Genomic DNA, 24,194 nt, shown 5'->3' with positions numbered 1-24,194 from the left:
GCCGACGTCGATGCGACTGCCGTGTATATCAGCGCAGCCTAGACGAGCTCGACCTCGACCACCCCCGGCACCGCGCGCATGGCCGACGCGATTTGCGGCGAGATGCGGTAGCGGTTGGGCAATTCGATCTCGATCTCGCCTTGGCCGGCCTCCTTGATCAGCACGAAGCTGACCTGGCCTTCGCCCTTCACCGCCAGTTGGCCGGCCAGCATGCCGATCGGAGCCGCATCGCGCACGAAGATGCGCAGCGCCTTCTGGATGCGGCTGGCCTCATCCTCCAGCGACTGCACCGTCTGGATGCGCAGATTGACCCCTTCGGGCCTATCCTCGGCCGAAACGGTGATCACCACCGAACGTCCGGGCTCGAGCAGATCGCGATACTGCGCCAACCCTTCCGAAAACAGCACGGCTTCATATTGGCCAGATGTGTCGGAAAAGGCGATGACGCCCATCTTGTTGCCGGTTCGGGTCTTGCGCTCCTGCTTGGTGGTGACGGTGCCGGCGAGCCGGCCCGCGGCGGCACCGCGTTTGACCGCAGCCGAGAACTCGCCCCAGTTTTGCACGCGCATCTTCTGCAGGGCCGCCTTGTACTCGTCGAGCGGATGCGCCGAAAGATAGAAGCCGACGACCTGGAATTCACGGTGCAGCCGGTCGGCGGCAAGCCACGGATCGGTCTGCGGCAAATTGAGCGCCTGCTGCTGCGCGCCGAGCGACGCGCCGAAAATGTCGTGCTGGCCCGAAATGGCATTCTGCTGCGCCAGCGAAGCCAGCCCCATCATCCGTTCGACGCCGGCCATCATCTGGGCGCGGTCGTGGCCGAAGCAGTCGAGCGCGCCGGCCATGATCAGGCTTTCGAAGACGCGCTTGCCGACGATCTTGGGATCGACCCTTTCACAGAAATCGGCGAGATTCTTGAACGGCTTTTCGCCGCGCATGGCGACGATGTGCTCGACCGCAGCGTCGCCGACGCCCTTGAGGGCCGCCAGCGAATAATAGATGCGGTTCTCGCCGACCTCGAAATTGCGGAAGCTGGTCATCGCCGACGGCGCCACCACCTCGATGCCGAGACGCAGCGCATCCTGGCGGAAATCGGCGAGTTTGTCGGTATTGCCCATGTCGAGCGTCATCGACGCCGCCAGGAACTCGACGGGGTAATGCGCCTTGAGATAGGCGGTCTGGTAGGACACGACGGCGTAGGCGGCCGCGTGCGATTTGTTGAAGCCGTAGTCGGCGAACTTGGCCAGAAGGTCGAAGATGAAGTCGGCCTGCGGCTTGCCGACGCCGCGTTCGACCGCACCGGTGACGAAGCGCTCGCGCTGCTTGTCCATTTCGGCGCGGATCTTCTTGCCCATCGCGCGACGCAGCAGATCGGCTTCGCCGAGCGAATAGCCCGACAGTTCCTGCGCGATCTGCATCACCTGTTCCTGGTAGACGATGACGCCTTGCGTCTCCTTCACCAGATGGTCGATCTTGGGATGGATCGATGCCATCTCCTCTTCGCCATGCTTTCTGGCGTTGTAGGTCGGGATGTTCTCCATCGGGCCGGGACGGTAGAGCGCCACCAGCGCGATGATGTCCTCGATGCAGTCGGGCCGCATGCCGATCAGCGCCTTGCGCATGCCGGCACTTTCCACCTGGAACACACCGACCACTTCGCCGCGCGACAGCATGGCGTAGGTTTCAGGATCGTCGAGCGGGATCGTCGCCAGGTCGATCTCGATGCCGCGCCGGCGGATCAGCTTCACCGCCGTCTCCAGCACCGTCAGCGTCTTCAGGCCGAGGAAGTCGAATTTTACCAGCCCGGCCTGCTCGACATATTTCATGTTGAACTGGGTGACCGGCATGTCGGAGCGCGGATCGCGGTACATCGGCACCAGTTCCGACAAGGGCCGGTCGCCGATGACGATGCCGGCGGCGTGCGTCGAAGCGTGGCGGTAGAGCCCTTCCAGCTTTTGCGCCATATCGAGCAGCGTCTGCACGATTGGCTCCTTCTCGGCCTCCTCGGCAAAGCGCGGCTCGTTGGCGATGGCATCCGCCAGCTTGACCGGATTGGCCGGGTTTTGCGGCACCATTTTGGAGAGCTTGTCGACTTGGCCGTAAGGCATTTGCAGCACGCGGCCGACGTCGCGCAGCACCGCGCGCGCCTGCAGCGTACCGAAGGTGATGATTTGTCCCACCTGGTCGCGGCCATATTTCTGCTGGACGTAGCGGATGACCTCTTCGCGCCGGTCCTGGCAGAAGTCGATGTCGAAGTCGGGCATCGACACGCGGTCGGGATTGAGGAAGCGCTCGAACAGCAGCGAGAAGCGCAGCGGATCGATATCGGTGATGGTGGTGGAATAAGCGACCAGCGACCCCGCGCCAGAACCGCGGCCCGGCCCGACCGGAATGCCTTGCGCCTTTGCCCATTTGATGAAGTCGGCAACGATGAGGAAGTAGCCGGGAAACTTCATCTTCTCAATGATGGAGAGCTCGAAATCGAGCCGCTCGCGGTATTGTTCGACCGTGTAGCCGGCGGTGGGTCCATGCGCCGCCAGCCGGGCGTCGAGACCTTCATGGGCCTGCCGGCGCAGTTCATCGGCCTCGGCCTTCAGCGCCACCTCATTGTCGGCGACATCGCCGCCGGTAAAGCGTGGCAGGATCGGATTGCGGGTCTTGGGATAGTAGGAACAGCGCAGCGCGATCTCGACGGTGTTGTCTATCGCTTCCGGCAGGTCGGCGAACAGCCGCGCCATATCCGCCTGGCTGCGCAGGAAATTGTCCGATGTCAGCCTGCGGCGGTTGTCGGCGGCGACCACCGAACCTTCGGCAATCGCGATCAGCGCGTCATGCGCTTCATAGTCGTCGCGGGCGGCGAAGAACGCCTCATTGGTGGCGACCAGCGGCAGATCATGGACATAGGCAAGGTCGACCGATGATTTCTCGATGGCGCGGTCATAACCGGAAACGCGATCCAGTTCGACATAGAGCCGGTCGCGGAACAGCGCCTTGAGTGCCAGAAGCCGCGTCTCGGCAAGATCTCGGCGATCCTCCTTCAGCGCCCGGCCGATCGGGCCGCGCGGGCCGCCGCTGAGGCAGATCAGGCCATCGCTACGGCCTTCCAGCATTGCCGACGTCAGATGCACGGGCTCGCCCGGCGGCGTCTCCAGATAGACCTGGCTGACCAGCCTGACGAGGTTGCTATAGCCAACCTCGGTGGCGGCGAGCAGCACCACGGCGTTCATCTCCGGCCCGTGGCGGCGGCGGTCGCGCTGTGCGTCACTGGTCTCGCCGGAAAAGGCGAGATCGATCTGGCAGCCGATAATCGGCTGGATGCCTTCCTTCACCGCCTTCTGGGCGAACTCAAGCGCGCCGAACAGATTGTTTGTGTCGGTGACGGCGATTGCCGGGCACTCGTCCTTGACGGCATGACCGACAACGGCGGCGACCTGCAAGGCGCCCTCGAGCAGCGAATACGCCGAATGCACGCGCAGATGGATGAACGGCCGCGCCGGCGCCTCCGGGCGCGCAGCAGCGAGCGCTGCTTCGCGCCTCAGGGGATCGCGTGGAAGTTTGTCATCAGCCATGATGTTTCAAATTGCTCGAAGGGCTTTGAGTCGATGGAGATGTATTGTCCCGGACCGGGCGATGCCAGTCCAGCACAAATGACCACCGACCACAGGCTTCCGTACCCAGCCGCACGGCTCAGAGATTGTTCGAAATTCGCTCTGGCGAGTCATATGATGGTGGTTTCGAGAACCGGAGCGCAGCGGACATTTGGTCCGTGAGCACGGGAAGCGCAGAAACCGCCTTCAGATGGCCGCCGGAGTAGAATTTCCAAACAATCTCTAGGCGAACTCCATGATCACCGCATCCACAGCCAGGCTGTCACCCGGCTTGGCGTTGAGCTTCGACACGACAAGATCGCGGTCGGCGCGCAACACGTTTTCCATCTTCATCGCCTCGACCACGGCCAGCGTCTCGCCGGCCTTGACCTCCTGCCCCTCGGCAACCGCGATCGACACGACCAGGCCCGGCATCGGGCAAAGCAGCATCTTGGACGTGTCCGGCGCCACCTTTTCCGGCATCAGCCTTTCCAGTTCAGCCGTTCGCGGCAGCATGGCGCGCGCCGTCACCGACATGCCCTTCCAGGCGATGCGCAGGCCGTTCGGCAGCGGCCTGATCTGCGCCGTGACCTTGCGGGCACCGACAGTGCCGCGCCAGATGAGGTCGCCCGGCCGCCAGTCGGACGCCACGGTCAGCGCTTTGCCGCCATCGACCGACAGATCGATTTCCATCGGAATGGAGATCATGCCCTCGATGATCGAAGCCTGGAGATAGTCGTCGCCGAGCTTCACCACCCAATCGCGCTTGAGTGCGCCCGAATGCGGCGCCAGCCGCCCGCCCAGCCGGTCAAGCCGATCGCGGCGCAGAAGCTCGACCGCGGTGGCGATCGCCGCCAGCACTGCCTTTTCATCGCCATTGGGCACGATCGGCGCGAAGCCGTCAGGATATTCCTCGGCGATGAAGCCCGTCGATATCCGCCCCTCGCGCCAGCGCGGATGCTGCATCAGCGCCGCCAGGAACGGGATGTTGTGCTCGATGCCGTCGACGACGAAACTGTCCAGCGCTTCCGACATGGCATCGATGGCCTCGATACGCGTGGGCGCCCAGGTGCAGAGTTTTGCCACCATCGGATCATAGAACATCGGAATCTCGGAGCCTTCGGTGACGCCGGTGTCGTTGCGGATGACGACATCGCCGAACGTGCCCTCCTCCGGCGGCCGGTAGCGCGTCAACCGGCCGATCGAGGGCAGGAAATTGCGATAGGGATCCTCGGCATAGAGCCGGCTTTCCACCGCCCAGCCGTTCAGCTTGACGTCGCTCTGCTCGATCGCCAGCTTCTCGCCGGCGGCGACACGGATCATCTGCTCGACCAGGTCGATGCCGGTAACAAGCTCCGTCACCGGATGCTCGACCTGCAATCGTGTATTCATTTCAAGGAAATAGAAGTTCTTTTCAGCATCGACGATGAACTCGACGGTGCCGGCGCTCTGGTAATCGACCGCCTTGGCCAGCGCCACGGCCTGCTCGCCCATGGCCTTGCGCGTCCTGGCATCGAGGAATGGCGACGGCGCCTCTTCCGCAACCTTCTGGTTCCGGCGCTGGATCGAGCATTCGCGCTCGCCGAGATAGAGGGCGGTGCCATGCGCGTCGGCCAGCACCTGGATTTCGATATGACGCGGATCGACGACGAACTTTTCGATGAAGACGCGGTCGTCGCCGAACGAGCTTTTCGCCTCCGAGCGCGCCCGGTCGAAGCCGTCGCGCACTTCCGACTGGCTCCAGGCAATGCGCATGCCTTTACCGCCGCCGCCGGCCGAGGCCTTGATCATCACGGGATAACCGATCTCGCCGGCGATCTTTTCCGCATGGTCGGCATTTTCGATGACACCAAGCCAGCCCGGTACCGTCGACACTTCTGCGGCATTGGCGAACTTCTTCGATTCGATCTTGTCGCCCATCGCCTTGATCGCCTTGGGTTTCGGACCGATGAAGACAATGCCCTCAGCCTCAAGCGCTTCGCAGAAAGCGGCCCGCTCCGACAGAAATCCGTAGCCGGGATGCACGGCCTGCACGCCCGTCTCCTTGCAGGCAGCAATGATCTTCTCAGGCAGGAGATAGCTTTGCGCGGCAGGCGATGGCCCGATATGCACGGCTTCGTCGGCCATTTCGACGTGCACGGCGTCGCGATCGGCGTCGGAATAGACCGCTACGGTGGCAATCCCCATCCTGCGCGCCGTCTTGATGACGCGGCAAGCAATCTCGCCGCGATTGGCGATCAGGATTTTCGTGAACATCGAAGGCGTTTCCTCGGTCTTTCGTCCTTCTTATGGGCTTCGGCAGCCGGGCTCAAGCACCGCCGGCAGCGCACCCATCAAGACACTCCCTGCCCGCCAGGCCCGTGCCGAGGGGCGAAGGTTGGGCTCGCCGACGACTGGGCCAAGATTTGCGCCATATTTGGTCGCCAAATCGGGTTGAAACAGTATAAAAACCCTGAAAGCCTGAAGACCAATCGCCTTGGGAGGAATTGCCTAATGAAAACCCGCGCCGCTGTCGCTGTCGCCGCCGGAAAGCCGTTGGAAATCATGGAGGTCGACCTCGACGGACCGCGCGAAGGCGAGGTGCTGGTCGAGATCAAGGCGACCGGCATCTGCCACACCGACGAGTTCACCCTGTCGGGCGCCGATCCCGAAGGCCTGTTTCCGGCAATCCTCGGCCATGAAGGCGCTGGCGTTGTCGTCGATGTCGGCAAGGGCGTCACCTCGGTCAAGAAGGGCGACCACGTCATCCCGCTCTACACGCCGGAATGCCGGCAGTGCCCATCCTGCCTGTCGCGCAAGACCAATTTGTGCACCGCCATCCGCGCCACGCAGGGCCAAGGCTTGATGCCCGATGGCTCCTCGCGCTTCTCGATCGGCAAGGACAAGATCTTCCACTATATGGGCTGCTCGACCTTCTCCAATTTCACCGTTTTGCCCGAGATCGCGCTCGCCAAGGTCAATCCCGGCGCCCCCTTCGACAAGATCTGTTACATCGGCTGCGGCGTCACCACCGGCATTGGCGCTGTCATCAACACGGCCAAGGTCGAGCAAGGCGCAACCGCCGTTGTGTTCGGCCTCGGTGGCATCGGTCTCAACGTCATCCAGGGCCTGAAGCTTGCCGGCGCCGACATGATCATCGGCGTCGATCTCAACAACGACAAGAAGGAATGGGGTGAGCGCTTCGGCATGACGCATTTCGTCAATCCGAAGGAGATCGACGGCGACATCGTCCCTCACCTCGTCAACATGACCAAGCGTGGCGCCGACCAGATCGGCGGCGCCGACTACACATTCGACTGCACTGGCAACACCAAGGTGATGCGCCAGGCGCTGGAAGCCTCGCATCGCGGCTGGGGCAAGTCGGTCGTCATCGGCGTTGCGGGCGCCGGCCAGGAGATTTCGACCAGGCCATTCCAGCTGGTCACCGGCCGCACCTGGATGGGCACCGCCTTTGGCGGCGCACGCGGCCGCACTGACGTGCCAAAAATCGTCGACTGGTACATGGACGGCAAGATCCAGATCGACCCGATGATCACCCATTTGCTGAAGCTGGAAGACATCAACAAGGGCTTCGACCTCATGCATGAGGGCAAGTCGATCAGGAGCGTCGTCGTTTATTGAGGAGAAGAAGCCGCCGACCGAAGGGCCAGCGACTGTAGTTGCATGGGTTCAACAAGGGAGGAAGATAATGCCTGAGAAACTGCATCCGAAAATCGACAATGGCCTGCCGAAGGAAAGCGCAAGCTTTGCTGGCGGCACGCTGGTCTGTGCCTGCACCAGCAAGCCGGTGAAGGTGACGGTCAAGGGCCAGATCGCCCACAACCATGCCTGCGGCTGCACCAAATGCTGGAAACCGGACGGCGCGGTGTTCTCGGTCGTGGCGGTCGCCGGCACTGGCGACGTCACCGTCACCGAGAATGGCGACAAGCTGAAGGTGGTCGATCCGGCAGCATTGATCCAGCGCCATGCCTGCACCGGTTGCGGCGTCCACATGCACGGCCCGGTCGAGCGCGATCATCCGTTCAAGGGTCTGTCCTTCATCCATCCCGAGCGCTTCGAGGAAGACGGCTGGTCACCGCCGGGCTTCACCGCTTTCGTCTCGTCGATCATCGAATCCGGTGTCGACCCCAAGCGCATGGACGGCATTCGCGGCCAGTTGAAATCGATCGGCCTCGAACCCTATGACTGTCTCAACCCCGGCCTGATGGATTACATAGCCACCTGGACGGCGAAGAAGTCGGGCGCGCTGCCGGCCTGACAGTACGAGATTTCTGGCATGGGGCCGGGTAACATGCCGGCCCCATGTCCGTTTTGGAGAGATAATGCCCGCACCCGCCATCTACGTCGACGCCGACGCCTGCCCGGTGAAAGCCGAGGTCGAGAAGGTCGCCGAGCGCCATGGCGTGGTCGTCACCTACGTCTCCAATGGCGGGCTGCGTCCGTCGCGCGATCCTATGATCCGCAACGTCGTCGTCTCTAAAAGCGCCGATGCCGCTGACGATTGGATCGTCGGGAACGCAAAACCCAACGACATCGTGATCACCGCCGACATCCCGCTTGCCGCTCGCAGCGTGGCGCTCGGCGCGCATGTGCTTGGGCCAACCGGCCGGCCGTTCACGCCGGAGACCATCGGCATGGCGGTTGCAATGCGCGATTTGAAGCAGCATCTGCGCGAAACCGGCGAGAGCAAGGGCTACAATGCCAGCTTTGCGCCACAGGATCGCTCGCGTTTCCTGGGTGAGCTCGACCGTATCTTGCGGCGGGCTCTGAAATCCGTCACACCCGACCAGACGTGAAGCATCATCCGAGGTCGGGCTATGGCCGACACATCGCCGAATAACCCCTTGCAGCGGCACAAGCAGTTCTTTGTGTCGCTAGCCGTCGGTCTGGTCGTATTTGCCGCGGTATTGCCTTTGATTGGATCGCTCCCCGTCTCCACGCGGCTTGCCTATTCGATCTCGATTGCCGCCGATTCCTTCTTCGTCGTCTTCATCGCGCTCGTCATCGCCAAGATGCCGCTGCTGTCCGGCCGCTATCTCAGCAAGAACGCGCGCGAACTGGACCTCCCAGTGCTGGGCATCTTTGCCATCACGCTCGGCATCGTCGCCATGGCCATTGTCCTGCTGTTCCTTTTGATCAATCACAAGGATCGCGACCCCATCGAACTCGGCTTCGCCATGCTGTCGATCCCGCTTGGCTGGTTCACCATCCATGCCATGGCCGCCCTCCACTATGCGCATGTCTACTGGATGGACGGCGACGCGATCGATGCCGAAACCAAGAAGAAGATACCGGTCGGCGGCCTCGATTTTCCCGGCAGCAAACGGCCGGACGGTTGGGACTTTCTCTATTTCGCGACGGTGATCGGCATGACCGCGCAGACCGCCGACACCGCGATCACGACCTCGCATATGCGCCGCGTGGTGCTTGTCCATTCGATCCTGTCGTTCTTCTTCAACGCCGTCATCGTCGCCGCCGTCGTCAATCTCGCGGTCAGCCTCGGCAATTGAGTATCCGTGCCCGCGATAAACCCGTGCCCGTAATAAAAACGTGATCGCATGAAACATCGCTTTCGATAGCGACGTATTGGGAGGACAAGGACGAGCGCGGCCGTCCCAGGATCGCGCAGCCGGAAGGCGAGGAAAAGATGGAAGCCATTGCCATGAGTCAGCCCGCCGCAGGCGCCAATGCCGCCGGACCGAAGGATGCGACGCTGATCTACCGGCAATCGCGCTGGACCCGCCTGACGCACTGGCTGTGGGCGATCTCGCTGTTCTTCATGCTTTTGTCCGGCCTGCAGATCTTCAATGCCCGGCCGCAGCTCTACATCGGCAAGCAATCCGGCTTCGAGTACAACAACACCGTCTTTGCCATCGGCGCCGAAAACACCGCCACCGGCCCGCGCGGCTATACCGAAATCTTCGGCCATCGCTTCGACACCACAGGCGTGCTCGGCTGGTCGGGCCCGGCCGGGCAGCAAACGTCGCGTGCCTTCCCGTCCTGGGCGACAATCCCGTCCTATTACGATCTCGGCACCGCCCGCGTCGTGCATTTCTTCTTCGCCTGGATACTGACAACCACCTTGGTCGTCTGGCTGGTCGCCAGCCTGGTCAACGGCCATCTGCGCCGCGATCTGGCGCCGCGCCTTGACGATCTCAAGCGGCTGCCGCAGGACATCATCGAGCACGCCAAGCTCAGGTTCCACCACACACGCGAATACAACACGCTGCAGAAAATGGCCTATGGCGGCGTACTGTTCGTGCTGTTGCCACTCATGATCATCACCGGCCTTGCCATGTCGCCGAGCATGAACTCGGTGCTGCCCTGGCTCAACGAACTGCTCGGCGGAAGGCAGACGGCGCGCACCATCCATTTCACGGTGATGGTGCTGCTGGTCGGCTTCTTCATCGTCCATATGCTGATGATCCTCGCCGCCGGCCCGATCAACGAACTGCGCTCGATCATCACCGGCTGGTACCGCACCGATCCGCCCACGCGTGGTGACACCGAGAGGAGTGCGTGAGATGACCAAATTCCAAATCAGCCGCCGCAAATTCCTGACGGGTGCCAGCCTCGGCGTTTCCGGCATCATGCTGTCGGGCTGCGATGCCTTCGACAGCCAGCTCGGCATGGGCGACGGCCTGCGCAGTTTCCTCGAAAATGCCAATGGCCTGACCTATCGGGCCCAACGGCTGCTGGCCGGCCGCGACGCGCTGGCGCCGGAATTTTCCGAGGCCGACATCCGCCAGCCGCAGCGGCCGAACGGCGTTACCGCACCCGACGACGACACCTACAAGGGCCTACTCGCCAACAATTTCGCCGACTGGCGGCTGGAGGTGACGGGCCTGGTCGAAAAGCCGCTGTCGCTCAGCCGCGAGCAGTTGCAGAACATGCCGAGTCGTAGCCAGATCACCCGTCACGACTGCGTCGAAGGCTGGAGCTGCATCGCCAAATGGACCGGCACCCCGCTGTCGCTGGTGCTCGACCAGGCGGTGGTCAAGCCTGAGGCGCGCTACGTCATGTTCCATTGCCTGGACACGATCGACCGGTCTCTTTCCGGCGAGATCAAATATTACGGCACCATCGACCTGATCGACGCCCGCCACCCGCAGACGATCCTGGCCTACGGCCTCAACGGCAAGCCGCTGCCGGTCGAAAACGGCGCGCCGCTGCGCGTCCGCGTCGAACGCCAGCTCGGCTACAAGATGCCGAAGTACCTCTACAGAATAGAACTCGTCGACAGTTTCGCCAATGTCGGCGGCGGCCGCGGCGGTTACTGGGAAGACAATGGCTATGACTGGTATGGCGGGATTTGATTGAGCCGGCCGATCGACCTCACGCTACTTTATCCAGCAGCGGCTTGAGCGCCGGATGGATCTCCGGCGAGGCGTGCTTGATCAGCGTCAGCAGCGCACGTTCGTTGTCGTGCAGCGGGCGGTCGGTGCCGATGCGCTCGGCCAGCCATTTCGCCTCGCCGGCGTCGATCGTCTCGGCCCGGCGGGCGAGCGCTTCGGCGGCACGGTTCTTCGATTCCCACTCGGCCTCGATATCGCCGGGCGAACGATAGGCTTCCATGATGCCGGCAAGTCCGCCCGACACCATGCGGCTGAAGAAGCCGCCAACTTCGGGCTCGGCCTGGTCCAGGAAACTGTCACGACGCAGCGCCACATCGCGCGTCGGCGCTTCGTAGCCGGCCGAACACATGACGAAATTGGCGAGCGCCTTGACGAACAGATCGTTCCAGGACGGGTCGTTGTCGGCGGCAGCACTGCTCTCATTGATCCTGAACAGCACTTCGGCCTCGGTGCGGGTGATGGCGATATTGCCGTCACCGCCATAGGCATAGAGGATGCGGCGCAGCAGATCGACCTCGGCGTTGGCGACCAGCCTGGGAACCAGCGCGCCGCCGAGCATCAGTGGTCCCTTGCCGTCGACCACCGCGTTGGCGACCTGCTCGAGCGCATAGGCGGAGAGCCGGCAGGGCGATGATTTCGCCTTTTCCAGCACATGCACCAGCAGCTCCAGTTCGGTCACACTGTCGACCATGCCGTCGCGCGAGATCGTCCTGATCAGCCAGCCGGCATTGTCTTCAGAGATATAGCCTGCCGGCTTTTCCTGGTGGACGATGTAGTCGGTAACGGCCTCGACGAAGAATTCAGGCCATTCCGGGCATCTGTCCGTCGCCGTCGCATCGAGCGCGAACAGTGCTTCGGCCTCGCCGCGCGTCACCACGCCGTCGGCGAACACTTCGCGACGCAGCATGACGACATCTTCCGCCGTGATGCGGTCCTTCGAGGCCAGCCCCGCCACCAGCGCGCTCCCGATCCCTTCGCCCATCTCTGTCGTTCCCCGTCTACTGCCGTGCCCAACGCAATTGCCGGTCAAACTATCAGCCCAGAATATCGGCATTGTCTTGAAAAACCGGCAAACGGCGTGGTTAGCGAAGACTTGCCGGCTTGCAGGCCGGCATCACCTGAATATCGATATACCTTTGATGTCGCGGGCAGGTGACAAGGTGTCGCCGACAAGCTATGGATGGCGCGTCGAGGGCTCAAGTTTTGAGTCCTACCTGTTTGCGGGAGAGAGCAGCGCGAGCTGCCGCCGAAGGGGAAATCGCCCGAAATCTCTCAGGCAAAAGAACCGTAGACGGGAAAGACACTCTGGAAAGTCGGGGCTTGCCCCCGCGCCGAAGGTGTAAGCGTCGCCGACAGAGTTCCGGTTGCGCGAGTCTCTCAGGCTTCAGACAGAGGGGCACGGACTGGTCGCCAGCAGCGGCCGATTGCGTGCGACTCTGGAGATGACATGACGGGCGACGACACCAAACACCTACCCCTCGAAGATCTGCACACCGCCGCCGGCGCGCGCTTTGGCGCCTTCGCCGGCTGGTCGATGCCGCTGACCTATCCGGCCGGCGTGATGAAGGAGCACCTTCACACCCGCGAACATGCCGGCCTGTTCGACATTTCGCATATGAAGCTGTTCGCGGTCAGCGGACCGGGCGCTGCGGCACTTCTGAACCGCGCCTGCCCGCTCGATGCCGGCGCGCTCGACATTTCGCAGTCCAAATACACCTTCTTCCTCAATGAGGCCGCCGGCATCATCGACGACCTGATCGTCACCCGGCTCGGCGCCGAGCGCTTCATGGTGGTCGCCAACGCCGGGAATGCGGTCGAGGACGAGAAGCATTTGCGTGCGCTGGCGACCGATTTCGACGTGAAGGTCGATGCGCTCGATCGCGTCTTCCTGGCGATCCAGGGGCCCGAAGCCTGGGCTGCCTTGTCCCGCGCCGGCATCGAGACCGGCTCACTCTTGTTCATGCATGGCATCGAGCCGAAGCAAAACTGGTTCATGAGCCGCTCCGGCTACACCGGCGAGGACGGCTTCGAGATCGGCCTGCCGGAGGCGGATGCGCGCGCTCTGGTCACGAAACTGCTCGAGGACGAGCGTGTGTTGTGGATCGGCCTTGCTGCCCGCGACTCGCTGCGGTTGGAGGCCGGCCTGTGCCTGCACGGCCAGGACATCACGCCGGAGATCGATCCGGCGAGTGCCGGCCTGATGTGGGCGATCCCCAAAGATCTCCGCGCCGGCGGGTCCTTCATCGGCGCCGATGCGCTGCGGTCCATCCTGGAGCGCGGGCCGTCGCAAAAGCGCGTCGGCCTGAAGCCGGACGGCCGCCAGCCGGTGCGCGCCGGCGCTGCTTTGTTCGATGCCGACGGCGATCCGGCCGGCTACGTGACATCAGGCGGCTTCGGCCCGTCGGCCGGCCATCCCGTCGCCATGGGCTATGTGTCAACGGCCTTGGCCAAGCCGGGCACGAAACTGTTCGCCGACGTTCGCGGGACGAAAATCCCGGTCGATATCAGTTCCTTGCCCTTCACTCCTCATCGCTACCGCAAAGGATAATTCCGATGGCAAAAACCTATTTCACACAAGATCACGAATGGCTGAGCGTCGAGGGAGGCATCGCCACCGTCGGGATAACCGACTATGCGCAGGAACAGCTTGGCGATCTCGTCTTCGTCGAACTGCCTCAAATCGGCACCAAACTCAGTAAGGGCGACACCGCCGTGGTCGTCGAATCCGTCAAGGCGGCATCCGATGTTTATGCGCCGGTTGATGGCGAGATCACCGACGCCAACGGCGCGCTGTCCTCGGACCCGTCGCTGGTCAACTCCGCTGCGACCGGCGACGGCTGGCTGTGGAAGATGAAGCTCGCCGACGAAGGCCAACTCGCAGGCCTCATGAATGAGGCCGCCTACAAAGCCCATATCGGTTGACATCAGGACCTATTGCCATGAGCGCAGCACTTACCCCCTTCTCGGCCCGCCACATCGGTCCTGATGTAAACGATGTCAGAGCCATGCTTGCCGTGATCGGCGTTCCCTCCGTCGAGACGCTGATCAGCCAGGCCGTGCCGCAGTCGATCCGCCTCGATCTGCCGCTTGCCCTTCCCGCGCCGGCCAGCGAAGCCGAAGCGCTGGCCGAATTGGCTGCGACCATGGCAAAAAACAGGGTGCTGAAGAGCTTCATCGGCGCCGGCTATCACGGCGTCCATGTGCCGCCGGTCATTCAGCGCAACCTGTTCGATAACCCGGCCTGGTACACCGCCTATACACCCTACCAGGCCGAGATCAGCCAGGGCCGCCTGGAAATGCTGTTCAACTTCCAGACCTTGGTTACCGAATTGACCGGCCTGCCGGTGGCTTCGGCCTCCCTGCTCGACGAAGCGACGGCGGTGGCCGAAGCGGTCGGCATCGCGCTGCGCCATCATCGCGACAAGCGCACCAAGGTGGCGCTGGCCGGCACGCCGCATCCGCAGACGCTGGACGTCGTGCGCACCCGCGCCGAGCCGCTCGGCATCGAAATCGATGGCGAGACCATCGACGACAACACCGCCGCCCTGCTGGTCTCCTGGCCGGACACGTTTGGCGTCTATGGCGACCACAAGGCGGCGATCGAGAAGGCTCGCGCCACCGGCGCCGTGGTCGTCTTCATCGCCGATCCGCTTGCGCTCACCCTGACCGAAGCGCCGGCCAGGCTTGGCGCCGACATCGCCGTCGGCCCGATGCAGCGCTTTGGCGTGCCGATGGGCTTTGGCGGCCCGCACGCCGCCTATTGCGCCGTCTCCGACAAGCTGACCCGGCTGATGCCCGGCCGCCTCGTCGGCCAGTCGATCGACAGCAAGGGCCGTCCCGGCTATCGCCTCGCCCTGCAGACGCGCGAACAGCATATCCGCCGCGACAAGGCGACCTCCAACATCTGCACCGCGCAGGCGCTGCTTGCCAACATGGCGACCGCCTACGCGATCTGGCACGGCCCCACTGGTTTGCAGGCGATCGCAGCCCGCATCCATGAGCTCGCCAACGGCCTCGCAGCAGGCCTGAAAACCGCTGGTGTTTCCGTGCTCGGCTCAAGCCGTTTCGACACGGTGACGGCCGAAGTGAAGGGCAAGGCAGCTTCGATCGCCGCTGCCGCTGAAAAAGGTGGCCGGCTGCTGCGCGTCATCGATGCCGACCGCATCAGCATCGCCTTCGACGAAACCTCGACCGAGGCGGATGTCGAGGCTATCGCCGCCCTGTTCGGCGCCAAGTCCGGCGCTACTGAGGCGGGCGCGATGCCCGGCAAGCCGCGCGGCAAGGAGTTTCTGACCCAGCCGGTTTTCCGCGAAAACCACTCCGAGACCGACATGATGCGCCTGCTGCGCAGGCTAGCCGACAAGGATTTGGCGCTCGACCGCACCATGATCCCGCTGGGCTCCTGCACCATGAAGCTCAACGCGGCGGCCGAAATGATGCCGGTCAGTTGGCCTGCTGTCGCCAACCTGCATCCCTTCGCGCCGGCCAGCCATTCGGCCGGCTATCGCGCCATGGTCGGCGAGCTGGAAGGCTGGCTGGCGGAGATCACCGGCTTCGACGCCGTCAGCCTGCAGCCCAATGCCGGCAGCCAAGGCGAATATGCCGGCCTGCTCGCCATCCGCGCCTATCACCGCGCACGCGGTGAAGGCCATCGCACCATCTGCCTGATCCCCCAGTCCGCGCATGGCACCAATCCGGCGAGTGCGGCGATGGCCGGCATGAGCGTCGTCGTCGTGCGTTGCCTGGAGGACGGCAATATCGACATGGACGATATGCGAGCCAAGGCCAACGAGCATTCCAAGAATCTCGCAGCTCTGATGTTCACCTATCCCTCGACGCACGGCGTCTACGAGGAAGGCGCGCGCCACCTGTGCGCTCTCATCCACGAACATGGCGGCCAGGTCTATTTCGACGGCGCCAACCTTAACGCGCTGGTCGCCCTGGCGCGGCCCGCCGATATCGGCGCCGATGTCTGCCACATGAACCTGCACAAGACCTTCTGCATCCCGCATGGCGGCGGCGGTCCGGGCGTCGGTCCGATCGGCGTCAGGGCGCATCTGAAACCCTATCTGCCGGGTCATGTCACCGAAGATTCGGCGCATGCCGTGTCCGCTGCCCCGTTCGGCAGCGCTTCCATCCTGCCGATCACCTGGATGTACATCCGCATGATGGGCGCCGCCGGCCTGAAGCAGGCGACGGAGACGGCGATCATCTCGGCCAATTATGTGGCGACGCGGCTCGCGCCGCACTTCCCGCTTCTCTACAAAGGCAGGCACGATCGCATCGCGCATGAATGCATCCTCGACACGCGCGTGCTCAAGGAGAGCGCTGGCATCAGCGTCGACGATATCGCCAAGCGGCTGATCGATTACGGTTTTCACGCGCCGACCATGTCGTTCCCTGTCGCCGGCACGCTGATGGTCGAGCCGACCGAATCCGAGCCCAAGCGCGAACTCGACCGGTTCTGCGAGGCGATGATCGCCATTGCCGGCGAGGCAGCGAAAGTGGCGAAGGGTGAATGGCCGCTCGAGGACAACCCGCTGGTCAATGCCCCGCACACGGCGGCCGAAACCCTTGCCGGCCAGTGGACCCACCCCTATTCGCGGCTGGAAGCGGCCTACCCCGCCGGCGATGTCGATACAGCGGCCAAATACTGGCCGCCGGTCTCGCGCATCGACAATGTCGCCGGCGACCGCAACCTCGTCTGCTCCTGCCCGCCGCTGTCGGAATATCTCGGCGCCGCCGAATAACACTCTGGCCTGTCAGGCTGAGCGCAGGGCCGGTCCGTCGGCTTTGCCGTTGAGGACAAGCACGCGATTTCGCCCGGCGTTCTTGGCCGCGTAGAGCGCCCGGTCGGCCTCGGCCAGCACTTCATCCAGGCTGCTGCCGTCTTCCTTGCCAAAGCCAATGCCGCCGCTGACGCTGCTGCGCAACGGCCCGCGCGGCGTCGGCACCACTTCCGTGCCGAAGGCGACGCCGATCCTGCTGGCGAAATCGTAGGCCTTGTCTTCGGTCATCCGAGACATGACCAACGCGAACTCCTCGCCGCCCAGCCGGAAGGCGTCGACGCCAACCCTGCCATACTTCTTGATGACTGCGGCGAAACGGCAGAGCACCCGATCGCCGACGGGATGGCCATAGACATCGTTGGTTCGCTTGAAGTGGTCGAGGTCGAACATGGCGACCGACATGAACGGGCCGAAGACGCGCTCGCGATAGAGCGAGTTCAAAGCCCGCCGGTTCATCAGACCGGTCAACGGGTCGGTCAGGGTCTCGGCCTTCAGTTCGATCTGTGCCTGCAGATGATGCAGCGACAGCGTCAGCGCGCCGAGAGCCGTCATGCAGGCGACCGCCACGACCGAATTCAACCGCTCGGCCCAATTGTCGGGTGCGACGCCGAGCACCCAATGGCCCTTGACCAGAAGCACGGCGCCGCAGAGCCCGAAGGATACGCCGCAGACGCCGCTTAGCGCCGAAACGACCAGCAGAATGCCGCGATCCTGACCGCCCTTGATCCAGAACATCACCCCGATCGAGGCGAGCAGCACTGTTACCGTCGTATAGGTGAGGATGAAGCCGACACCATCGAAACCGAGATAGGTCACGCCGGCGCAGACAGCGATCGCGAGCATGGCCGGCAGGACAGCGCGGCTGTAATTGCGCACACCAAGATATTGCATGGCCGAAAGTGAAAGCGCCAGGAAACCGAGGCTGAGCAGCGCCAACGCTGCCTGACAAAGCAACGGACTGGGCTCCCTCGTGTAGCGCCAGAAGACGATGACGTGGGCGACAAGGACGAGAATACCGCACGCAACCGTCAGCACGAAGCGTGCACGCGGCGCCGTGAACCAGATCACAAACATGGTGACGCTCAGGCATGTGCCCGACAGCGCAGCCGCCAGCAATAGCGAACTGAAATCCAGCATGGATGAGCGGCAACCTTTGGGATCTTCGATTTGTGGCGCATCATAGGCATGCAACCGGCCGGAGATACCGTTTTCGGCCGGTTTTCAAAGCAACCTGCCGACAGGGTTTACAAAGCGTCGACTGCCGTCCCGCGAAGCTCGGCACGCGAGTGTCCCTAGTCTCAGCCCTTGTTGAGCAGCGCCAGATTGGCGTTGATCACGCTCGGGTCGGCCATGCCGGCCCTTGCTTCCATGAGCAGCGCTCTCGCCTTCTTCTTGTTGCCGCGCAGCAGCTGCGAATAGCCCATATTGTTGACAATCTGCGGCTTGCGCCCGGCAACCTTCAAAAGCTGGTCGTAGGCGCGGTCGGCGAAGTCGAAGCGGCCGAGTTCGTCATAGGAGGCGGCAAGCCCCATCCATCCCTCGGCACTGTCGGCCTTCAGTTCCACGGCCTTGCGGAAATGCTGTTCGGCAAGGCCGTAATTGGCCTCGCGGAACTGCGCCTTGCCTTGCGCAAGGTCGGAGGTGCTGACGTCTTTTGCCACCGGTTGGATCGATGTGGTCTTGGTTTTGTCGACGTTGTCGGTCGTGCAGCCGCCGACCATCAAGACCGCCGCTAGCGCGGCCATTGCCGTGAAACTTCTGTGACGCATGCCCCTGGCCCCAATCGCCCGATTTACCGGGTCGTTCTCTGAGGAAGCAGACTACAACAGGGCGATTAAACTTCAGTGCGGAAACGCGCCTAAAATTTGGTTTCGGGCACAGAAGCCATTAACCAACCGAAGCCTATTCCGGCTCCAGCTCCTTGAGCCCCGCCGGAAACTGATAGCGCCTGCCGTCGTAGCGCAGCCGGTAGGTTCGTTTCATGGACCTGCCGGGATGGGACTGGCACTCGCCATTCTTGTCGACAGACGGATTGTCGGTGTCCAACCGCTCGAACACCGTGATGTCGTGATAGCCGTGATGTCTCGCCGGGCTCATCGCCAGGCTGACCCGGTTGGATTGAAAGGATCCTGCGCAATTGGTGTCGCCTTCGCCGCCAAAGCCGGCCACGATGATGCCGTCGAGCACCAGGCGCAGAGCACCGCCGTCAAGGGCATAGAGCCGCAGGTCGGTTTCACTGAAAGGATTCGGCTGCGAATGGTTTGCCATGTCGATGCGCAGGCCGAAGGCGCCGACATCGGGCGCCAATCTGTAGCGCCCGGTATCGAAGTCGATCTCGCGGATGCCGACGGCATCATCGGTCATCAGCCCGGGCTGGAGCAGGCGCTGGCGCACTGCCGGGTCTTCCTGTCGACGACCAGAAGCTCGACATCGCCGACATGCCCGTCGTCGCTGGATTGGGAGCTGTCGATCAGCGGCACGGCGACCAACAACAGGTCGTCATGGGCGGGCCAGATCTTGCAGACCACGCCGAATGGCGCATCGCCATCCCAAAGCGTCTGGGCGATGCTGGTGTGAGGTTCGAGCGTGAAGGAGGCGCCATCGGCACTCTTTTGGGCTTTCGGATATGCCTGCTGCACCAGAGCGGCAGCGTCGCCGCAATCGTCGGCCGCGGCCGAGGCCGGCGACAGACTGGCCGCGGCGAGGCCGAGGAAGGCGGTGCACAAGACTATTCGCATGGACGGCTCACTCATTTTGCTTTTTGCGGATTTTGCCGAAGGAGAGCGGCCAAACCGGCCGGATATGACATCCAGGCGAAGCGTAGTTGAAGTGAGTAACCGTAGAAAGCCGCCGGGCGGCCACTTGGTATCTACTGCCTTGGTATCTACTGAACCGCCGTCATTTTGACGATGATCGGGATGACGGCGATCATCAGCACCACCGGCAGGATGCACACCACCACCGGCACCGACATCTTGGCCGGCAAGGCATGTGCCTTCTCCTCGGCCAGCGACATGCGCTTGTGGCGCATTTCGTCGGAGAACACGCGCAGCGCCCCGGCGAGGCTGGTGCCGAGTTCCTTCGACTGCTGCAAGAGCGTGGCGAAGGAGCGCACCTCGTCCAGGCTGAGGCGGTCGGCGAGCGCCTTCAATGCATCGTCGAGGCTGCGGCCGGCCCTGAGTTCCAGCGACACCAGCTGCAGGTTTTGGCTCAGCGACGGATAGGTCTTGGCCAGTTCCTTCGAGACCCGCTCGATGCCTGCCTCCATGCTCATGCCGGCATCGGAGCAGACGATCATCAAATCCATGAAGTCGGGAAAGCCGTTGCGGTATTCGCGCATCTTTTCCCGCACCTTCTGGCTGAGCACCAGGCCGGGCACGAAATAGCCGGCGGCTCCCGACAGGATGATGAAGGTCCAGCGGCTGGTCGCGGTGGAATCGGCGCTGCCCATCCAATAGTTGACCAGGAACGCGCCGATGGCTGCGCCCACCAGGCAGGCGAAGCGGATCAGGAAGAATGTGCCGACCGCGCGCGGCTCCATATAGCCCGCCTGGATCAGCTTCATACGCAGCCGGGCGACATTTTCCGGATCGCTCTTGGCGTAGAATTCCTGCGCCCGCTTCACCGCCTTCTCGCGCACGACGCTCTGGTTCTTCTTCGGCGCCACCTCGGCCTGTTGGGGAGTCTTGCTGTCGTCGATCTTGAGCCGGCGCTTGAGATCGTTGCGGTCGCCTTTGGCCACCACCAGCGGCCATGCCACCGCGCTGCCGCCCAGTGCCAGCAGCAGCGCGGCCACCGGCATCAGCGACGTCGGCGCCAGCGAGGCAAGAAACTGGATCACCTGCTCCATCTCAGAACCGGAAGTTCGACATCTTGAACATGATGATGTTGCCCAGCATCAGCCATGTCACCGAACCGCCCAGCAGATACCAGGTCTTCGGCACATCCCAGACGCTTTGATAGAATTGCGGCATCATCACCATGATGGCGGCGAACAGCAGCGCCGGCACCGCCGTCAGGATATAGGCCGACATACGACCCTCGGTCGAAATGGCGCGCACCTTGCGGCGCAGCTTGCCGCGTTCGCGGATCGTCGTCGACAGCCCGTCGAGGATCTCGCGCAGATTGCCGCCCGAACTCGTCTGGATGGAAACCGCGGTGACGAACAGCGGCAGATCCTCCTGGCCGACGCGATCAAACAGTGAATTCAACGCCGAAACCAGGTCGGAACCATAAGTCACCTCGTCGGAGATAACGCCGAATTCGGTGCCGATCGGATCGGGCATCTCGCGTGACACCATCGAGATCGCCACCGGAACCGGATGCCCGGCCTTCAAGCCGCGCGTGATCAATTCCAGCGCCTCCGGCAACTGCACGCCGAAACGCTTCACCCGCCGGGCACGCTTGGAGCGCAGCACAATTACCGGCAGCAGCGCTGTCAGCACCACAAACAGCAAAATGGCGAGCAACAGCGGCAGGCCGTACCAGAGCGCGACGAGCATCATCGCCAGCGCCACGCCCGTCGTCATCGTCAGGAATTTCGGCAAGGGCATCACCATGCCAGACTGCGTGCGCAGCGCGCGAAAACGGTCGGGCGAGAAGGATGACGTGCCGGAATCGAGGCCGCGTTCCTTGCGCAGCTGGATCAGCACCTGTTCCTGGCTGATCTTGTTTTCCTGCAGCTTCATGCGCCGGTTGATAGCCAGGCGCTTGTCGCTGCGGCCGGCATAGAGCAGATAGCAGCCTTCGGCGATCATGATGCCGGTCAGCGCTGCCGCGGCATAGACGACATAGATCGGGCTGAAATTCTCGAACACCCGGCTACTCCTGCGGCCGGCCGGGTTCGAAATATTTGCCGGGGAATTCAATGCCCATATTGCGCAGGTCCTCGAGGAAACGCGGGCGAATGCCGGTCGCCTCGTAGTGACCGAGGATCTTGCCGTCGGCTTCCATGCCGGTGCGCACGAAGCGGAATATCTCCTGCATCTGGATGACGTCGCCTTCCATGCCGGTCACCTCGGCGACGCTGGTCACCTTGCGCTTGCCGTCCGACAGTCGCGTCAGCTGGACGATAAGGTCGAGCGCGCTGGCGATCTGGCTGCGGATCGACTGCACCGTCATCGGCATGCCGGTCATGCCCAGCATCTGCTCGAGGCGCGAAATGGCGTCGCGCGGCGTGTTGGCGTGGATGGTCGCCATCGAGCCTTCATGGCCGGTGTTCATCGCCTGCAGCATGTCGAAGGCCTCCTCGCCGCGGCACTCGCCGAGGATGACGCGGTCAGGGCGCATGCGCAGCGCGTTCTTGACCAGGTCGCGCTGCTTCAGCTCGCCATGACCTTCGATGTTGGCGGGGCGCGTTTCCATGCGCGCGACATGCGGCTGCTGCAGCTGCAGTTCGGCCGCGTCCTCGATGGTGATCAACCGTTCGTCTTCCGGAATAAAGGCTGACAATGCGTTGAGCATCGTCGTCTTGCCGGTGCCGGTACCGCCCGAGATGATGGTCGTTTTGCGGGCGTGGACTGCAGCCGCCAGCACCTCGGCCATGTTCTGGGTGATGGCGCCGAACTCGACCAGCTTGTGCAGGCCGAGCTTGTTCTTTGAAAACTTGCGGATCGACACCAGCGGCCCGTCGACGGCGACCGGGCGAATGGCGGCGTTGAAGCGCGAGCCGTCGAGCATGCGGGCATCGACCATCGGCTGCGATTCGTCGACCCGGCGGCCGACGGCGGCGACGATCTTGTTGACGATGCGCAACAGGTGCGCCTCGTCCTTGAACGGGATATGGACCTGCTGCAGCTTGCCCCGTTTTTCGACGAAGCAGTTCTGGTGGCCGTTGATCAGGATGTCGTTGATGTCGGGGTCCTTGAGCAGCGGTTCCAGCGGGCCGAGGCCGACCATCTCATCGACGATGTCATCGACCAGCGCTTCAAGTTCGACGGTGTTGATCGCCATACGCTCCTGGCGGGTCTTTTCCGACACGAACTCCTGCACCTGCCGGCGCATCTCATCCTTGGGCAGGCGCTCCAGCGCGACCAGGTTGATTTCCTCGAGCAGCAGCCGGTGGATGCGCACGCGGGCATCGAGCACCTTGTTGGCGCTTTTTCCCGGTGTTGTCTCCGGCTTCGGCGGCAAGGCCTTTCGGTTCGTCGGGATGACCACGGCGTGATGCGCGACCGGCGCCGCCTCGGCCGGCTTCAGCGCGCGGACGTCACGGTTCTGCAGGGTCGAGAAGCGGCTGGTCATCCGGCTTTCCTCTTCAGGAGGCCCCTGCCGATGCCGAACAGCGAGCGCGATTTCTCCGGCGTCACCACGGCTTCTTCCGGCAGGATGATCCTCTTCAGATCGTTGACGACATTGGCGTTCGGGTCGATCTCATGCAGCGGCACGCCGCGGTCGACCGCTTCACGCACAAGCCGGTAATTGTTGGAGATGCCGCCGACGAAATGCTCGCCCAGGATTTCCTGGACATCCGCCTGCTTGATGCCGTTGTCGAACATCTTCTGCTCGAAACGATTGACGATGACGTTCGGCTTCACTTCCTTGCCGGCCGTCTCGTAGACCGCCTGGATCAGCCGCTGCGTGTGGCGCAGGCATGGCACCGTCATTTCGGCGACGATGTAGAGCTTGTTGGAGCCGAGCAGCACCGTCTCCGTCCACGGAAACCAGGTGCGCGGCATGTCGATGACGACGTTATCGAAATAGGCCGAGACGAGATCGAGCATGCGCACCACGACATCGGTCTTGAACGAGCGCATTTCCGACGGATGCGTTGGCGCCGCCAGCACGCAGAGCCCGCTCGCATGCTTGGACAGCATCACATCCAGCAGCTGACGGTCGAGGCGCTCGGGCTGGTTCTCGATTTCGGTGATGTCGAAGCGCGGCTCGAGGTCGAGATATTCGGCGCAGGCGCCTTGCTGGAAATTGAGGTCGACCACGCAGGTCGACGCGCCGCGCGTCACCGAATGATGCAGCTGGAAGGCGGTCTGCAGCGCCAGCGTCGTGGTGCCGACGCCGCCGGCGGCCGGCATGAAGGTATAGATCTGCGACTCGGTGTTTTCCTCGCGCCCCGGCCCTTGCAGCGCGCGCACGACCGACCGCACCAGATCGGCGGTGGTGATCGGCTTGACCAGGAAATCGGCGACCTGGAGCTGCACCAGGATACGCACTGCGGCTGCGTTGAATTCCTGGGTGACGACGACCACCGGAACGCGGCCTTCAAGCCGGCGCATGATGCGCTGCAGCGACTCGATCTCTTCCAGCTTTGCCGCATCCATGTCGACGATGAGCGCGCCGAAATCGGCTTCCTGGACCTCGCCGCGCAGTTCGGTAATGTTCTTCTCGACGGTCGAAAGCTGGATCACCTCCGAGGCCGCGAACGCGGTGCGCGTATCCTGCGCAAAGGTCCGGTCGCTGGACACCAGCAGGATCTTCTTGGTCTTGATGCCGCTTGCCATTTTGTCAGCCTG

20 protein-coding genes and 1 riboswitch are annotated in these 24,194 nt (G+C 63.2%); of the genes, 9 read left to right on the top strand and 11 right to left on the bottom strand.

Annotated features, from left to right (window positions below; translation table 11 throughout):
* Window positions 1–38 precede the first annotated feature (38 nt).
* On the bottom strand, window positions 39–3,566 hold the full coding sequence (gene dnaE / locus NKL04_RS06505) for a DNA polymerase III subunit alpha (protein ID WP_023701197.1): 3,528 nt from the start codon (window positions 3,564–3,566) through the stop codon (window positions 39–41).
* Window positions 3,567–3,827: 261 nt separating this feature from the next.
* Window positions 3,828–5,840 carry an acetyl-CoA carboxylase biotin carboxylase subunit gene (locus tag NKL04_RS06500; RefSeq protein WP_023701198.1) on the bottom strand — a complete coding sequence of 671 codons (2,013 nt, stop codon included), beginning with the start codon at window positions 5,838–5,840 and terminating at the stop codon, window positions 3,828–3,830.
* Between the two features lie 237 nt (window positions 5,841–6,077).
* Here NKL04_RS06500 and NKL04_RS06495 point away from each other — a divergent pair, with 237 nt between their 5' ends.
* From NKL04_RS06495 to NKL04_RS06470, 6 genes are all read left to right on the top strand, one after another.
* The gene (locus NKL04_RS06495) at window positions 6,078–7,205 is read left to right on the top strand and encodes an S-(hydroxymethyl)glutathione dehydrogenase/class III alcohol dehydrogenase (protein ID WP_023701199.1); all 1,128 of its coding nucleotides are present in this window, start codon (window positions 6,078–6,080) and stop codon (window positions 7,203–7,205) included.
* A gap of 67 nt (window positions 7,206–7,272) precedes the next feature.
* Complete coding sequence (gene gfa, locus NKL04_RS06490) at window positions 7,273–7,842, top strand: S-(hydroxymethyl)glutathione synthase (protein WP_023691150.1); 570 nt, start codon at window positions 7,273–7,275, stop codon at window positions 7,840–7,842.
* A gap of 64 nt (window positions 7,843–7,906) precedes the next feature.
* Window positions 7,907–8,380, top strand: a complete 474-nt coding sequence (locus tag NKL04_RS06485) for a YaiI/YqxD family protein (RefSeq protein WP_023701200.1) — start codon at window positions 7,907–7,909, stop codon at window positions 8,378–8,380.
* 21 nt (window positions 8,381–8,401) lie between these two features.
* Entirely contained in the window at window positions 8,402–9,094 is a 693-nt protein-coding gene (locus NKL04_RS06480) for a DUF1345 domain-containing protein (protein WP_023688301.1), read from the top strand.
* Window positions 9,095–9,246: 152 nt separating this feature from the next.
* Window positions 9,247–10,107, top strand: a complete 861-nt coding sequence (locus tag NKL04_RS06475) for a cytochrome b/b6 domain-containing protein (RefSeq protein WP_198029306.1) — start codon at window positions 9,247–9,249, stop codon at window positions 10,105–10,107.
* Window position 10,108: 1 nt separating this feature from the next.
* The gene (locus tag NKL04_RS06470; protein ID WP_023701202.1) at window positions 10,109–10,900 is read left to right on the top strand and encodes a molybdopterin-binding protein; all 792 of its coding nucleotides are present in this window, start codon (window positions 10,109–10,111) and stop codon (window positions 10,898–10,900) included.
* Between the two features lie 19 nt (window positions 10,901–10,919).
* Here the strand turns inward: NKL04_RS06470 and NKL04_RS06465 are convergent, their stop codons facing one another.
* Window positions 10,920–11,921: a hypothetical protein gene (locus NKL04_RS06465; protein WP_023701203.1), complete on the bottom strand. Its 1,002-nt coding sequence runs from the start codon at window positions 11,919–11,921 to the stop codon at window positions 10,920–10,922.
* Between the two features lie 229 nt (window positions 11,922–12,150).
* Window positions 12,151–12,237: riboswitch (glycine riboswitch) on the top strand.
* Between the two features lie 149 nt (window positions 12,238–12,386).
* On the opposite strand from NKL04_RS06465, the gene gcvT reads away from it, so the two are divergent.
* The 3 genes from gcvT to gcvP are packed head-to-tail and all read left to right on the top strand — an operon-like array spanning window position 12,387 to window position 16,689.
* A complete protein-coding gene (gcvT, locus tag NKL04_RS06460) occupies window positions 12,387–13,487 on the top strand; it encodes a glycine cleavage system aminomethyltransferase GcvT (protein ID WP_023701204.1) in 1,101 nt (366 codons plus the stop codon).
* 5 nt (window positions 13,488–13,492) lie between these two features.
* Complete coding sequence (gcvH, locus tag NKL04_RS06455) at window positions 13,493–13,861, top strand: glycine cleavage system protein GcvH (protein ID WP_023681591.1); 369 nt, start codon at window positions 13,493–13,495, stop codon at window positions 13,859–13,861.
* 17 nt (window positions 13,862–13,878) lie between these two features.
* Window positions 13,879–16,689, top strand: a complete 2,811-nt coding sequence (gcvP, locus tag NKL04_RS06450) for an aminomethyl-transferring glycine dehydrogenase (RefSeq protein WP_023701205.1) — start codon at window positions 13,879–13,881, stop codon at window positions 16,687–16,689.
* A 12-nt stretch (window positions 16,690–16,701) separates the two neighbouring features.
* Here the strand turns inward: gcvP and NKL04_RS06445 are convergent, their stop codons facing one another.
* From NKL04_RS06445 to NKL04_RS06410, 8 genes are all read right to left on the bottom strand, one after another.
* Window positions 16,702–17,865 (bottom strand): GGDEF domain-containing protein, encoded by a 1,164-nt coding sequence (locus NKL04_RS06445; RefSeq protein ID WP_023701206.1) that lies wholly within the window; start codon window positions 17,863–17,865, stop codon window positions 16,702–16,704.
* 161 nt (window positions 17,866–18,026) lie between these two features.
* Window positions 18,027–18,497, bottom strand: coding sequence for a hypothetical protein (locus NKL04_RS06440; protein ID WP_023667596.1), 471 nt, complete (start codon window positions 18,495–18,497; stop codon window positions 18,027–18,029).
* A 133-nt stretch (window positions 18,498–18,630) separates the two neighbouring features.
* Window positions 18,631–19,122 carry a PA3715 family protein gene (locus NKL04_RS06435; protein ID WP_245271407.1) on the bottom strand — a complete coding sequence of 164 codons (492 nt, stop codon included), beginning with the start codon at window positions 19,120–19,122 and terminating at the stop codon, window positions 18,631–18,633.
* Complete coding sequence (locus NKL04_RS06430) at window positions 19,092–19,466, bottom strand: hypothetical protein (RefSeq protein WP_245260193.1); 375 nt, start codon at window positions 19,464–19,466, stop codon at window positions 19,092–19,094. Before NKL04_RS06430 ends, NKL04_RS06435 begins: the two co-directional genes overlap by 31 nt.
* 146 nt (window positions 19,467–19,612) lie before the next feature.
* On the bottom strand, window positions 19,613–20,578 hold the full coding sequence (locus tag NKL04_RS06425; protein WP_023701207.1) for a type II secretion system F family protein: 966 nt from the start codon (window positions 20,576–20,578) through the stop codon (window positions 19,613–19,615).
* 1 nt (window position 20,579) lies between these two features.
* The gene (locus NKL04_RS06420; RefSeq protein ID WP_023667599.1) at window positions 20,580–21,545 is read right to left on the bottom strand and encodes a type II secretion system F family protein; all 966 of its coding nucleotides are present in this window, start codon (window positions 21,543–21,545) and stop codon (window positions 20,580–20,582) included.
* A 4-nt stretch (window positions 21,546–21,549) separates the two neighbouring features.
* Window positions 21,550–22,971, bottom strand: coding sequence for a TadA family conjugal transfer-associated ATPase (locus NKL04_RS06415; protein WP_023667600.1), 1,422 nt, complete (start codon window positions 22,969–22,971; stop codon window positions 21,550–21,552).
* Window positions 22,968–24,182, bottom strand: a complete 1,215-nt coding sequence (locus NKL04_RS06410) for a CpaE/TadZ family protein (RefSeq protein ID WP_023667601.1) — start codon at window positions 24,180–24,182, stop codon at window positions 22,968–22,970. Before NKL04_RS06410 ends, NKL04_RS06415 begins: the two co-directional genes overlap by 4 nt.
* Window positions 24,183–24,194 lie beyond the last annotated feature (12 nt).

Origin of the sequence: Mesorhizobium sp. C264A, assembly GCF_040324515.1 — a bacterium.
In the GTDB taxonomy this organism is placed as follows: Bacteria; Pseudomonadota; Alphaproteobacteria; order Rhizobiales; family Rhizobiaceae; genus Mesorhizobium.
This window is presented reverse-complemented; position numbering and strand designations above follow the sequence as displayed.

Excerpts from the sequence above, each read along its gene's own strand:
- dnaE (WP_023701197.1), bottom strand. The coding sequence starts at position 3,566 with ATGGCTGATGACAAACTTCCACGCGATCCCCTGAGGCGCGAAGCAGCG.
- NKL04_RS06500 (WP_023701198.1), bottom strand. The coding sequence starts at position 5,840 with ATGTTCACGAAAATCCTGATCGCCAATCGCGGCGAGATTGCTTGCCGC.
- NKL04_RS06495 (WP_023701199.1), top strand. The coding sequence starts at position 6,078 with ATGAAAACCCGCGCCGCTGTCGCTGTCGCCGCCGGAAAGCCGTTGGAA.
- gfa (WP_023691150.1), top strand. The coding sequence starts at position 7,273 with ATGCCTGAGAAACTGCATCCGAAAATCGACAATGGCCTGCCGAAGGAA.
- NKL04_RS06485 (WP_023701200.1), top strand. The coding sequence starts at position 7,907 with ATGCCCGCACCCGCCATCTACGTCGACGCCGACGCCTGCCCGGTGAAA.
- NKL04_RS06480 (WP_023688301.1), top strand. The coding sequence starts at position 8,402 with ATGGCCGACACATCGCCGAATAACCCCTTGCAGCGGCACAAGCAGTTC.
- NKL04_RS06475 (WP_198029306.1), top strand. The coding sequence starts at position 9,247 with ATGAGTCAGCCCGCCGCAGGCGCCAATGCCGCCGGACCGAAGGATGCG.
- NKL04_RS06470 (WP_023701202.1), top strand. The coding sequence starts at position 10,109 with ATGACCAAATTCCAAATCAGCCGCCGCAAATTCCTGACGGGTGCCAGC.
- NKL04_RS06465 (WP_023701203.1), bottom strand. The coding sequence starts at position 11,921 with ATGGGCGAAGGGATCGGGAGCGCGCTGGTGGCGGGGCTGGCCTCGAAG.
- gcvT (WP_023701204.1), top strand. The coding sequence starts at position 12,387 with ATGACGGGCGACGACACCAAACACCTACCCCTCGAAGATCTGCACACC.
- gcvH (WP_023681591.1), top strand. The coding sequence starts at position 13,493 with ATGGCAAAAACCTATTTCACACAAGATCACGAATGGCTGAGCGTCGAG.
- gcvP (WP_023701205.1), top strand. The coding sequence starts at position 13,879 with ATGAGCGCAGCACTTACCCCCTTCTCGGCCCGCCACATCGGTCCTGAT.
- NKL04_RS06445 (WP_023701206.1), bottom strand. The coding sequence starts at position 17,865 with ATGCTGGATTTCAGTTCGCTATTGCTGGCGGCTGCGCTGTCGGGCACA.
- NKL04_RS06440 (WP_023667596.1), bottom strand. The coding sequence starts at position 18,497 with ATGCGTCACAGAAGTTTCACGGCAATGGCCGCGCTAGCGGCGGTCTTG.
- NKL04_RS06430 (WP_245260193.1), bottom strand. The coding sequence starts at position 19,466 with ATGCGAATAGTCTTGTGCACCGCCTTCCTCGGCCTCGCCGCGGCCAGT.
- NKL04_RS06425 (WP_023701207.1), bottom strand. The coding sequence starts at position 20,578 with ATGGAGCAGGTGATCCAGTTTCTTGCCTCGCTGGCGCCGACGTCGCTG.
- NKL04_RS06415 (WP_023667600.1), bottom strand. The coding sequence starts at position 22,971 with ATGACCAGCCGCTTCTCGACCCTGCAGAACCGTGACGTCCGCGCGCTG.
- NKL04_RS06410 (WP_023667601.1), bottom strand. The coding sequence starts at position 24,182 with ATGGCAAGCGGCATCAAGACCAAGAAGATCCTGCTGGTGTCCAGCGAC.